At 72.3% G+C, this 12,128-nt stretch carries 12 protein-coding genes; 3 read left to right on the forward strand and 9 right to left on the reverse strand.

What is annotated here, in order from left to right; all coding sequences use genetic code 11:
• The first annotated feature begins 47 nt into the window (after nt 1-47).
• A complete protein-coding gene (locus tag K377_RS04520; RefSeq protein WP_111661816.1) occupies nt 48-1,937 on the forward strand; it encodes an anthranilate synthase family protein in 1,890 nt (629 codons plus the stop codon).
• Here K377_RS04520 and K377_RS04525 read toward each other — a convergent pair.
• The 5 genes from K377_RS04525 to K377_RS04545 form a co-directional block, all read right to left on the reverse strand.
• Nucleotides 1,889-2,887, reverse strand: a complete 999-nt coding sequence (locus tag K377_RS04525) for a 2-hydroxyacid dehydrogenase (protein ID WP_111661817.1) — start codon at nt 2,885-2,887, stop codon at nt 1,889-1,891. The two genes, K377_RS04520 and K377_RS04525, sit on opposite strands and share 49 nt — an antisense overlap.
• A 97-nt stretch (nt 2,888-2,984) precedes the next feature.
• Nucleotides 2,985-4,013: a 6-phosphofructokinase gene (locus tag K377_RS04530; RefSeq protein WP_111661818.1), complete on the reverse strand. Its 1,029-nt coding sequence runs from the start codon at nt 4,011-4,013 to the stop codon at nt 2,985-2,987.
• A 52-nt stretch (nt 4,014-4,065) separates the two neighbouring features.
• Nucleotides 4,066-4,767, reverse strand: coding sequence for a response regulator transcription factor (locus K377_RS04535; RefSeq protein ID WP_111661819.1), 702 nt, complete (start codon nt 4,765-4,767; stop codon nt 4,066-4,068).
• A 43-nt stretch (nt 4,768-4,810) separates the two neighbouring features.
• A complete protein-coding gene (macS, locus tag K377_RS04540) occupies nt 4,811-6,031 on the reverse strand; it encodes a MacS family sensor histidine kinase (RefSeq protein ID WP_111661820.1) in 1,221 nt (406 codons plus the stop codon).
• Between the two features lie 29 nt (nt 6,032-6,060).
• Nucleotides 6,061-6,828, reverse strand: a complete 768-nt coding sequence (locus K377_RS04545) for a 1-acyl-sn-glycerol-3-phosphate acyltransferase (protein ID WP_111662180.1) — start codon at nt 6,826-6,828, stop codon at nt 6,061-6,063.
• Nucleotides 6,829-7,023: 195 nt separating this feature from the next.
• Between K377_RS04545 and K377_RS04550 the strand changes: the two genes are divergently transcribed.
• Nucleotides 7,024-7,842 (forward strand): carboxylesterase, encoded by an 819-nt coding sequence (locus K377_RS04550; RefSeq protein WP_111661821.1) that lies wholly within the window; start codon nt 7,024-7,026, stop codon nt 7,840-7,842.
• On the forward strand, nt 7,835-8,437 hold the full coding sequence (locus K377_RS04555) for a hypothetical protein (RefSeq protein ID WP_111661822.1): 603 nt from the start codon (nt 7,835-7,837) through the stop codon (nt 8,435-8,437). The genes K377_RS04550 and K377_RS04555 overlap by 8 nt, the downstream gene beginning before the upstream one ends.
• Before the next feature lie 152 nt (nt 8,438-8,589).
• Here K377_RS04555 and K377_RS04560 read toward each other — a convergent pair whose 3' ends face one another.
• The 4 genes from K377_RS04560 to K377_RS04575 form a co-directional block, all read right to left on the reverse strand.
• Nucleotides 8,590-9,351 (reverse strand): endonuclease/exonuclease/phosphatase family protein, encoded by a 762-nt coding sequence (locus K377_RS04560; RefSeq protein WP_111662181.1) that lies wholly within the window; start codon nt 9,349-9,351, stop codon nt 8,590-8,592.
• A gap of 66 nt (nt 9,352-9,417) precedes the next feature.
• Nucleotides 9,418-10,371, reverse strand: a complete 954-nt coding sequence (locus K377_RS04565) for an ROK family glucokinase (RefSeq protein ID WP_111661823.1) — start codon at nt 10,369-10,371, stop codon at nt 9,418-9,420.
• 53 nt (nt 10,372-10,424) lie between these two features.
• Nucleotides 10,425-10,895: a DUF5304 domain-containing protein gene (locus tag K377_RS04570; protein ID WP_111661824.1), complete on the reverse strand. Its 471-nt coding sequence runs from the start codon at nt 10,893-10,895 to the stop codon at nt 10,425-10,427.
• A gap of 78 nt (nt 10,896-10,973) precedes the next feature.
• Nucleotides 10,974-12,092 (reverse strand): ArsA family ATPase, encoded by a 1,119-nt coding sequence (locus tag K377_RS04575; RefSeq protein ID WP_111661825.1) that lies wholly within the window; start codon nt 12,090-12,092, stop codon nt 10,974-10,976.
• Nucleotides 12,093-12,128 lie beyond the last annotated feature (36 nt).

The following is a 12,128-nucleotide window of genomic DNA, read 5'->3' on the forward strand; positions in this document are numbered from 1 at the left end:
TCCCGATCGACTCTCACTCCCGACAGTCACTGGAAGGAACACCTCCCATGCTCGACCGACTCCTCACCGACGACCGCCCCTTCGCCCTGCTGCGCCGCCGCACCCCGGGGCGCGACCACGACACGGTCGAGGTCCTGATCGGTCCGGTCGGCACGTACGACCGGCTCGCGGACATCCCGGAGGGCCTGGCGCTCGTCCCCTTCCGCCAGATCCGCGAGCGCGGCTTCGACGTCCGTGACGACGGGACCCCGCTGGCCGTCCTGCGCCCCGAGGAGTCGTACGAGATCCCCCTCGCCGACGCCCTGCGGCAGCTGCCCGCGCACGCGGTGGACGTCAGGGACGGCGGCTTCGACGTCGACGACGACACGTACGCGGCCATCGTCGGCCGGGTCCTGCGCGAGGAGATCGGGCGGGGCGAGGGCGCGAACTTCGTGATCCGCAGGACGTACGAGGGTGAGATCCCGGGGTTCTCACGGGCCGACGCCCTCGCCCTGTTCCGGCGACTGCTCGACGGTGAGCGCGGCGCGTACTGGACGTTCGTCGTGCACACCGGCGACCGCACCCTGGTGGGGGCAAGCCCGGAGGTGCATGTGCGGATGGCCGGCGGGACCGTCGTCATGAACCCGATCAGCGGCACGTACCGCTATCCGGCCACCGGTCCCACCGCGGACGACCTCCTGGACTTCCTCGCCGACGGCAAGGAGATCGAGGAGCTGTCGATGGTCGTCGACGAGGAACTGAAGATGATGTGCACCGTCGGCGACATGGGCGGAGTGGTGATCGGCCCGCGCCTGAAGGAGATGGCGCACCTCGCGCACACCGAGTACGAGCTGCGCGGGAAGTCGACCCTCGATGTGCGGGACGTCCTGAAGGAGACGATGTTCGCGGCGACGGTCACCGGCTCGCCGGTGCAGAACGCCTGCCGGGTCATCGAGCGATACGAGCCCCTCGGGCGGGACGGTGTCGGCCGTGGCTACTACGCGGGGGCGCTCGCGCTGGTCGGCCGGGACGCGGGCGGCGCGCAGACGCTGGACTCGCCGATCCTGATCAGGACCGCCGACATCGACGCGGCCGGACGCCTCCGGGTGCCGGTCGGCGCGACGCTCGTCCGCGGCTCGGACCCGATGAGCGAGGTCGCCGAGACGCACGCGAAGGCCGCCGGGGTGCTGGCCGCCCTGGGGGTACGTCCGTCCAGGCCGCGCGAGGAGAGCGCGCGCCCGGCGCTGGCCGACGACCCGCGGGTGCGGGCCGCGCTCGACGGACGCCGGGCCGCCCTGGCCCCGTTCTGGCTGCGGATGCAGGAGCGGGCCGGTGAGCTGTCCGGGCACGCGCTGGTGGTGGACGGCGAGGACACGTTCACCGCGATGCTGGCCCACGTACTGCGCTCGTCCGGGCTCGACGTGAGCGTGCGGCGCTACGACGAGGAGGGGCTGCGGGAGCGGGTGCTCGCGCACGAGGGGCCGGTCGTGCTCGGACCGGGCCCCGGCGACCCGTCCGACCTCAGCGACCCCAAGATGCGCTTCCTGCGCTCCCTGACCGCCGATGTGCTGCGCACGCACGGCCACGGGGTGCTCGGCGTCTGCCTCGGGCACGAGCTGATCGCGGCCGAGCTGGGCCTGGACATCGTCCGCAAGGAGGTGCCGTACCAGGGGGCGCAGACCGACATCGAGCTGTTCGGCCGCACCGAGACCGTCGGGTTCTACAACAGCTTCGTGGCGGCCTGCGACGACGAGGCCGCGCGCGAACTGGCCGCCCACGAGGTGGAGGTCGCCCGGGACACCGGCGGCGAGGTGCACGCGCTGCGCGGGCCCGGGTTCGCCTCGATCCAGTTCCACCCGGAGTCGGTGCTGTCGCTGCGCGGCGCCGGGATCGTGCGGGAGCTGCTGACTCAGCTGACGGCCGGCACGAGGACGTTCTCGGAGCGGCGGCCCGCCTGATAGTCGAGGACGTTCTTCACCGTGGCCTCGATGATCTGCCCGACCGCGTCCACGGTGTAGTACGCCTGGTGGGACGTGACCAGCACGTTCGGGAAGGTGACGAGGCGGGCGAGGGTGTCGTCCTCGACGACGTCGAGGGACTTGTCGAGGAAGAACAGGCCCGCCTCGGCCTCGTAGACGTCGAGGCCCACGCCCGTGAAGCGGCCCTCGCGCAGTTCGGCGACCAGCGCCTTGGTGTCGACGAGGCCGCCGCGGCTGGAGTTGATCAGGATCGCGTCGTCCTTCATGGTGCGCAGCGCGGCGGCGTCGACGATGTGCTCGGTGGAGGGGAGCAGCGGCACGTGCAGGCTGATCAGGTCGGCCTCGGCGAAGAGCTGCTCCTTGTCGACGTACTTCATGCCGAGGGCGACGCACTCCGGGTTCTCGGCGACGTCCCAGCCGAGCAGATTCATGCCGAAGCCGTGCGCGATCCGGGTGAACGCCTCGCCGATCTTGCCGGTGCCGAGGACGCCGACGGTGCGGCCGCGCATGTCGCGGCCCATCAGGCCGTCGAGGCGGAAGTCGAAGTCGCGGGTGCGGATGCTCGCCCGGACGATGCGACGGTTGACGGCCATCACGAGGGCCCAGGCGAACTCCGCGACCGAGTACGGCGAGTAGTACGAGACCCGGGACACGGTCAGGCCCAGGCGCTCGGCGACCTCCAGGTCGATGTTGTTGAAGCCGGTGGACCGCTGGGCGATCATCTGCGTGCCGCCGGCCGCGAGGGTCTGCAGGACGCGGTTGTTCAGGGTGGCGTTGACGCTGGTGGAGATGATCTCGTAGCCCGCCGCGATGGGGGCCGTGTCCTCGTTGAGGAAGACGTCCAGGCAGCGGACGTCGTGGTGACCCGCGAAGGCCTTCTCGATGAGGGGCTTTTCGTCTGATTGCACACCAAAAGCGAGAATCTCCATGGCCCGAGTCTAGGCCGACCTCCCCACTCCGGCGATTCCCGATCAAGCCCCTCCGACGATTGAGGAGCGGGGTCCGGGGCGGAGCCCCGGAACCACCTCAGCCGAAGAAGACGCCGACCTCCTCGTAGAGGGCCGGATCCACGGTCTTGAGCCGAGCCGTCGCCTCGGCGATGGGCACCCGCACGATCTCGGTCCCCCGCAGCGCGACCATGGACCCCCACTCCCCGTCCCGCACGGCGTCGATCGCGTGCAGCCCGAACCGGGTCGCCAGCCACCGGTCGAAGGCCGACGGAGTCCCCCCGCGCTGCACATGGCCGAGAACGGTGGTGCGGGCCTCCTTGCCGGTGCGCTTCTCGATCTGTTTCGCCAGCCATTCGCCGACGCCGGACAGCCGGACGTGCCCGAAGGAGTCGAGCGACTCGTCCTTCAGGACCATGTCGCCGTCGCGCGGCATCGCGCCCTCCGCGACGACCACGATCGGGGCGTAGGAGGCCCGAAACCGGGAGGTGACCCAGGTGCAGACCTGCTCGATGTCGAAGCGCTGTTCGGGGATGAGGATGACGTTGGCGCCGCCGGCCAGGCCGGAGTGGAGGGCTATCCAGCCCGCGTGGCGGCCCATGACCTCGACGACGAGGACCCGCATGTGCGATTCGGCCGTGGTGTGCAGCCGGTCGATCGCCTCGGTCGCGATCCCCACGGCCGTGTCGAAGCCGAAGGTGTAGTCGGTGGCGGAGAGGTCGTTGTCGATGGTCTTCGGGACGCCGACGGCCCGGACGCCGTACTCGTCGGTGAGGCGTGCGGCGACACCCAGGGTGTCCTCGCCGCCGATCACGATGAGCGCGTCGACCTCCTGTTCGGCCAGGTTCTCCTTGACCCGGCGGACCCCGTCCTCCGCCTGGAAGGGGTTGGTGCGCGAGGAGCCGAGAATGGTGCCGCCCCGGGGCAGGATGCCGCGGACCGCTGGGATGTCGAGACGGACGGTGTCGTTCTCCAGGGGACCGCGCCAGCCGTCCCGGTAGCCGACGAAGTCATAGCCGTACTCCTGGACGCCCTTGCGGACGATGCCCCGGAGAACGGCGTTGAGCCCGGGGCAGTCGCCGCCGCCGGTCAGTACTCCGACCCTCATCGCGTAACTCCCTTGTCACGGTGAGCAGTTCAGGAAACTGTCCCGCGCGGGGTCACTCGTCGTCCAGACCCCGCTCGATCGCGTACCGGACGAGCTCGACGCGGTTGTGCAGCTGGAGCTTGCCGAGGGTGTTCTGCACGTGGTTCTGCACCGTGCGGTGGGAGATGACCAGGCGCTCGGCGATCTGCTTGTAGCTCAGCCCCTTCGCGACCAGGCGCAGCACCTCGGTCTCCCGGTCGGTCAGCTCGGGCGCCTTCGGCTCGTTCGTGTCGGCGGCGGGCGCGGGCTCCGAGGCGAGCCGGCGGTACTCGCCGAGCACGAGGCCCGCGAGGCCGGGGGTGAACACCGGGTCGCCGACCGCCGTGCGGCGCACCGCGTCGATCAGCTCGTCCGTCGAGGCGGACTTGAGGAGATAGCCGGTCGCGCCGGACTTCACCGCCTCCAGGACGTCCGCGTGCTCCCCGCTCGCGGACAGCACCAGGACGCGCAGCGCGGGGAAGGAGGCGACGAGCTCCTTGCAGACCTGGACGCCCGGCTTGGCCGGCAGGTTCAGGTCCAGGACGAGGACGTCGGGGGCCGCGGCCTGGGCGCGGCGCACCGCCTGCTCGCCGTCGCCCGCCGTGGCGACGACGTCGAAACCGGCGGCGGCCAGGTCGCGCGCGACGGCGTCGCGCCACATCGGGTGGTCGTCGACCACCATCACTCTGATCGCCTGCTGTCCGGCCGGCTCCCGCTCGGCCACCTGTTCGCTCATCGCTCCAGTCCTGCCTTCCCCCGTGCGGCCCTGCCGGGCCTGCTCACTTCTTCTTCGGTACGTGCAGTTCGACCTCGGTGCCCTGACCGGGTACGGAGATCAGCTCGGCGGTGCCGCCGATGTCGCGCAGCCTGCCCCGGATGGACTGGGCGACGCCGAGCCTGCCCTCGCCCTCGGCCTGGGCGAGGCGGCCCTCCGGGATGCCGGGTCCGTCGTCCCGTACCGTCACGATCACCGCCTCCGGCTCGTCCTCCACCAGGATCCAGGCCCGCGCGCCCTCGCCCGCGTGCTGTCGCACATTGTCCAGGGCGGCACTGACAGCGGCGGCCAGTTCATGGGCGGCGGCGGGCGGCATCAGGACGGCGGTGCCGGGCGCGGAGAAGGTGGTCAGGGCGTTGGCGTGCGGGGCGAGCAGCGGGCGCAGGTCCCGCGGGCCGTCGGCACCGGACGGCGCGTCGGCCTCGGCGTAGGTGGTGACGGCCCGGACGACCGCTCCCTGGGACAGGTCCTCCGAGGTGCGGGACGGGTGGCGCAGGCCGGCGGCGACCAGGGTGCGCAGCGCGATCTCCTGCTCGCCCGCCATCCGGCCCAGCTCGGCGGCCTCGCCGCCCAGGGCGGTGCCGCGCCGCTGCACCATGGCGAGGACCTGGAGCACGCTGTCGTGGATGTCGCGGGCCAGCCGCTCCCGCTCCCGGGTGGCGGCCTCGATCTCCAGGGCGCGGGCGAGGGTCCGCTCGGAGGCGCGGGCCACCTCGACCACGTAGCCGATCGCTATGCCCGCGATGCACACCAGCAGGACGTTGTGGATGGTGCTGCGGCTGATGTCGCCGCGCTGCACCACGTTGGCCGCGCCGATCAGCACCGACGCGAAGGCCGCCCAGCGCCAGCCGCCCTTGAGCGCCCACGCGAGGACCGCGCCGGCCGTCCAGATCGACGGCAGCGTCGAGCCGCCGGTGACCGCCCGCTCGTGCCCCGCGACCGGGGAGAGCAGGATGCCGGCGACCGCGATGGTCAGGTCGATGGTGAGGAACCGCTTGGTGCAGCGCCGGGCGCCCGACACCTGGGGCAGCGTCGCCAGGGTCCACACCGCGAGCACGGCGTAGAAGGCGATGCCGACCCAGGGCCGCTCGTACACCTCGTACGCGGAGGCGAAGAGCCCGATCGCGTACACCATCGTCAGCACGCGGTAGGCCGTCAGGGCACGCCACAGCGGCTGCTCCACCGACATCCGCACCACGCGTTCCCGCCGGGTCGCGCTCCCCATGTCCCCCACCCCCCGAAAAAACGGTGCGGCTAGCTGCCGCCCCGTTCCCCGTCCCGCTCCGCAGACTTCTGCGCTTCTTTCTGGGCTTCCTTCTGAGCTTCCTTCTCGGCCTTCGCCGCGTCCGCGATCTGCCGCTTGGCGGCGGTCGCGTACATGTCGACGTACTCCTGGCCGGAGAGCTTCATGATCTCGTACATGACCTCGTCGGTCACGGCCCGCAGCACGAACCGGTCGCCCTCCATGCCCTGGTACCGGGTGAAGTCGAGCGGCTTGCCGATACGGATGCCCGGGCGCATGAGCTTGGGCAGCACCTTGCCCGGCGGCTGGATCTTCTCCGTGTCGATCATCGCGACCGGGATGACGGGCGCGCCGGTGGCGAGCGCCACGCGCGCGAGGCCGCCGGGCTTGCCGCGGTAGAGACGGCCGTCGGGCGAGCGGGTGCCCTCCGGGTAGATGCCGAACAGCTCGCCGCGCTCCAGGACCTCGATGCCGCTCTTGATGGCGGCCTCGCCCGCGCCGCGCGACCCGGAACGGTCCACCGGGAGCTGTCCGACGCCCTTGAAGAAGGCGGCCGTCAGCTTGCCCTTCACCCCCGGAGTGGTGAAGTACTCGGCCTTCGCGATGAAGGTGACCTTGCGGTCGAGCATCGTCGGCAGGAAGAAGGAGTCGGAGAAGGAGAGGTGGTTGCTGGCCAGGATCGCGGGGCCGGTGGCCGGAATGTTCTCCAGGCCCTCCACCCACGGCCGGAAGCCGAGCTTGAGCGGCCCCCCGATGGCCACCTTCATTGCGCCGTAGATCAACCCTCTGCCTTCCCTCGTTCTCGGACCCCGTACACGGACTCGTACGCGGATCGGTCCGAGGATCAGACCTTAACCCGCAGGGCCGCCGGTGGGCCCGACGACCCTGGTCGGTGTCAGCCCGGTCGCGTACGGTGAAGACCTCACTCCCGATGCCCCCGTTGCCCCCACATACCCACGAACAGGAGACCGAAGGTGCCGGTCCTTCCTGGAGCCGAGCCGTACCGCCACGACGGCGGCGAGATCGGCGTCCTCCTCTGTCACGGCTTCACCGGAACACCCCAGTCCCTGCGCCCCTGGGCGGAGTACCTGGCCGAGCGCGGCCTCACCGTCTCGCTCCCCCTGCTGCCCGGACACGGCACCCGCTGGGAGGACCTGTCGGTCACCGCCTGGCAGGACTGGTACGCGGAGGTGGACCGCGCCCTGCGCGATCTCAGGGAGCGCTGCTCGCGGGTCTTCGTCTTCGGTCTGTCGATGGGCGGCGCGCTCGCGCTGCGGCTGGCGGCCCGCCATGGGGACGAGGTGGCGGGTCTCGTTCTGGTGAACCCGGGGAACAAGGTGCACGGCGTGGCCGCGCACGCGCTCCCCGTCGCCCGGCACCTGGTCCCCACGGTCAAGGGCATCGCCAGCGACATCGCCAAGGAGGGCTCGGAGGAGGTCGGCTACGACCGGGTGCCGCTGCACGCGGCGCATCAACTCCGCCAGTTCTTCCGGCTCGTCGACCGGGAGCTGCCGCAGGTGACCCAGCCACTGGTGGTGCTGCACAGCGTCCAGGACCACGTGGTGCCGCCGGCCGACTCCGCGCGCGTGCTCAGCCGTGTCTCGTCGACGGACGTCACCGAGATCCTGCTGGAACAGAGCTACCACGTCGCGACGTTGGACCATGACGCGGACCGGATCTTCGACGAGAGCGTGGCCTTCGTCGACCGGATCGCCCCCCGTGCCGGCCAGATCCCCGGCGAGGGCGGGACAGGCCCCGGCGACAGTGCGGAAGGGACGGCCAGCGGTGGCTGAGCAGGAGGAGGAGCGGCGGGAGCCCGAGAAGCCCGATCCGCAGGAGCCGGAGCAGACGGAGGGGCAGCAGCCCGACTCCCTGCTGCCGGCCGACGAGGACGCCGCCTGGGCCGAGATCGTCGCCGGGTACGGCGCCGAGCCGCCGGACCCGCCGGGCGCCAAGCCGTTCAAGTCGGTGGAGGACCTGGCGCTCCTGGACCCGGAGACCAATGACTCCCCCGAGGACGACACACCGCGCAAGGACACCCCGCTCGGCTCCTCGGTCTCCTTCGCCCCGGGTGTCGGCGCGCCCCCTGGCCCGCGCGACCACACGCTGGATGAGCCCGCGGACGACGACCTCGGTGACGACGAGGGCCACTTCGTGCAGCCGGACCCCGAGCTTCCGGAGGCCGACGTCACCTCGAAGTTCGCCTGGCTGGCCGTGGTCGGCGGCCCGCTGCTGCTGCTCCTCGCGGTGCTGCTCGGCTGGGACATGACGTGGTGGCTGGCGACGCTCTGCATCGGCGGTTTCCTCGGCGGCTTCGCGACGCTGGTCGCCCGGATGCAGCCGGGTGACGAAGAGGACGACGACCCGGGGCGCGGCGCGGTCGTCTGACCAGTGCGTGTACGCGGTTGAAGGCCCGGCCGGGCTGCTTCCGGCCGGGCCTTCGCCGTGCCGGATGGAACCCGATCGGGCGCTGCGGCGAAGTACCGGTGAACCAGCCCGCTAGGGCGATCACCGACAAGGTGAAGCAGCGCCCGTAGCGCTCACGCGGCGCGGATTCTGAGGGCGGCCAGGACCGGCAGATGGTCCGTGGCCGCCCTCAGTTCGTCCGTGTCCAGGAAGGGCGGCACCCCGCAGCCCAGCACCTCCACGCCCTCGGTGGCCAGGATCGCGTCGATCCGCTGATGGGGGTCGTCCGGCGTCGACGTGTACTCGCCGCCCCAGGGCGCCTTCGCCCAGCAGTCCTGGAGGGCCGTGCCCAGCCGCCGGAAGGTCCGCCCGTCCGGGCGTTCGTTGAGGTCGCCGCCCGCGACGACGTGCTCGACGCCCAGCTCGGCGATCCGGTCGAGCAGCAGCCCGCCCTGCGCGTACCGCTCGTCCTTCTGCAGGCTCAGGTGACAGCTGACCACACCCAGGCGCGCGCCGCCGAACCGTACGACGGCGGTGGCGAAGCCGCGCCGGTGCAGGCCCGGGGTGAGCGGGAGCAGTACGTCCTCGGTGCGCTCGACGGTGGCGCGCAGGGAGCAGAGCAGCGCGGGCCCCGCGGCGCTGCCGCCGCCGGAGAGGTACACGAGGTTCGCGGCGCGGGCGAGCCGGGCGAGCTGCTTGCGCCAGCGGAAGAACCGGGGCGCCTCCTGGATCAGCACCAGGTCCGGGGCGCAGGCCTTCATCACCCGGGCGAGGGCGACCGGGCTGTCGCGCATCGAGCGGATGTTGTAGCTGAGGACGCGGATGACGGCCGAACCGTCCGCTTCCGTACCGGAGTTGGGCAGTTCGGAGAGAGCGCTGAGGGAGCCGGAGTCCATGACGATCAAGATACGCCGATGCCCGCCGCTCCCGGAGGGAACGACGGGCACCGGGCCGTGCGGATGTCACATGACGGGGTCGGGCTCCCGCGCCAGGTCGGCGGCGCCGACCAGGCCCGCCTTGTTGCCGAGCTGGGCCGCGATCACGTCGGCCACCGGCCGCCAGTTGCCGCCGACCAGCCAGCGCTTGTACGACTTGCGGATCGGGTCGAGGACCAGCTCGCCCTCGTCCGACAGGCCGCCGCCGACGATGAACGCCGACGGGTCGAAGAGCGAGGCCAGGTCGGCCAGGCCCGCGCCGGCCCAGCGGGCCAGCTCGCGGTAGGAGTCGACGGCCACCAGGTCGCCCTGCCGGGCGGCCATGGAGATGTGCTTGCCCTCGATGCCCTCGGGGGTGCCGTCGCCGAGCGACAGCAGGTAGTCGGCGCTCTCCGGCGTCGCGTTGGCCCGCTGGCGGGCGTAGCGCACCAGGGCGCGGCCGGACGCGTACTGCTCCCAGCAGCCCTGCGAGCCGCAGCCGCACAGCAGACCGTCCGGCACCATGCGGATGTGGCCGAACTCGGCGGCCACGCCGAAGTGGCCGCGGCGCAGCTTGTTGCCGATGATGATGCCGCCGCCGAGGCCGGTGCCGAGCGTGATGCAGATGACGTTGCGGTGGCCCTTGCCGGCGCCGAACTTGTACTCGCCCCAGGCCGCCGCGTTCGCGTCGTTCTCCACGACGACGGGCAGGCCGACGCGTGCCTCGACCTTCTCCTTGAGCGGTTCCTGGCGCCAGTCGATGTTGGGCGCGAAGTACACGGTGGAGCGCTGACGGTTGACGTATCCGGCGGCTCCGATGCCGACGCCGACGATCTCGTGTCCGGCCCTGGCACCTTCCACGGCCGAGGCGATCGCGTCCACGATCCCGTCAGGCGTGGAAGGCGTCGGCACCTTGAACGTGGAGAGGATGTTCCCCTCCTCGTCGACCACGCCGGCCGCGATCTTCGTGCCGCCGATATCGACGCCGATGGTGAGTCCCATGAATCCCTCAGTTCGGTCGAGCCCCGCTACGGCCCACCGTACCTGAGCGGCGTTCAGTCCAGGTCGATGTGCTCCCCGCCGGGGCCTTCGTCCTCGGGCTTGCGGGGCTCGGGCGGCCGGGTCTCCTGGGACGCCTTGGTCCAGCGCCCCTCCTGGCCCTCGACCGCGGAGCGGTAGGCGGCGAGCAGCTCGGACCCGGCGGCGGCGAGGTGGTCGAAGACGTCGGCGTTGCGCTCGATGACGGGCTCGACGACGGACCTGGCCTGCCGGACGACCTGCCGGGCGACCTGTTCGGCGGTGCCCTGCGCGACGGAGCCGAGGAAGGGTGCCTGGGCCCCGGAGAACCCCGAGAATTCGGAGAGCTTGTCGGCGACCGCGTCGACGAGCCTCTTCAGCTCCTCGGCGGCGGAGCCGGGCGACGCCCCGTGCTCGGCGCGGCGGCGGGCCTTCTCCTCCGCGAGGTCCTCGGCGCACGCCTGCTCCCACGCGTCGGCGTCTACGGGCTTCTCGGTGGCGTCGCTCATGGCGCTGACTCCTGCGAAGAGCTGAGGGTTTCCTGAACCGGTTGCATCTTCGACGTTACCCGAACGGGTGCAGGAGGTTCACCGTGCTTGCGGCCACAGATCCGGGTCGGGGGCGAACCGCACACGCAGTTCCCCGTCGACCAGACCGGCCCCGGCGACGGTGCAGCGGCGCGGGGCGGAGGGCAGCGGGACGATCCGGCGGTGGGCGCCCACGCCGATGACCAGCTCGTCGCCCCGGCGCACCAGGCTCAGCTCCTCGCGCACGGCGCCGGGCAGCGGGATCCGCCAGACCAGCACGCCGTCGTCCGCGAGCCGGTCCTCGACGGGCCAGGTCACCGGGGGCGCGGGCGCCGCGGGCGGCGGCACGTCCAGGTCGGCGGCGCGCGCGTCCCGTCCCAGGTGGGCGATGCCGTACGTCTCGTGCTGCCACTCGGCGACGATCTTGCGCTGCCGGGCGGCGGCGTCGGCGAGCCAGGGGTCGGTGGAGCCGTCGGGCAGGAGCCGGTTGGCGAGCACGGCGTCGAGGCGCAGTCCGTGCAGGGCGAGCCCGGCGACGGTGGTGCGCAGGGTCTCCGCGGCGGCCTCGGTGGGCTCGGCGACGAGGCGTACGGAGGTGTCGTCGGCGTCGATCACGGCCTGCGCGGCGGCGAGTTCGGCGTCCCAGCGGGCGGCGGCCTCGTACAGCCACTCCGCGGGCATCGGCACTCCGGCGAGCCGGCCGAGGACGGGCCGCAGGGCGCGGGCGGCCTGGCGTTCGGCGGGCAACAGCCGGCGCAGGTAGCGGCGCAGCTGCTCGGGCAGGGCGAGCAGGGCGACGGCGCGCGGGGCGGCCGGGAGGTCGACGACGACCAGGTCGTGGGGGCCTTCGGCGCTGTCGCGCAGGGCGCGCAGCAGGGCCAGTTCCCCGGCTCCGGGCAGCGGGGTGAGTTCGTCGCCGTCGAGCCGGGAGGCGCCGAGGAGGTCGAGACCGGTGGCGGCCCGCTCCTGGAGTGCGAGCAGATCGGCGCGGAAGTCGTCGGCCGGGGTGAGCCGGGTGACGGTGACACCGGGGAGGTCGTCCACGGCGCCCGCGGTGTGTCCGCCGAATCCGCTGACCAGCCGGACGCGCGCGCCGTCCCGGGCGGCCCGGAGAGCGGTGGCGGAGGCGACGGCCGTCGTGCCGGAACCGCCGGGGCCGGTGACGAAGAGGGTGCGCATGAGAGTGCAGGGTACCGACGGCCGCCCGGGGCCTGT

Source organism: Streptomyces sp. PsTaAH-137 (assembly GCF_003259365.1).
Lineage (GTDB): Bacteria > Actinomycetota > Actinomycetes > Streptomycetales > Streptomycetaceae > Streptomyces.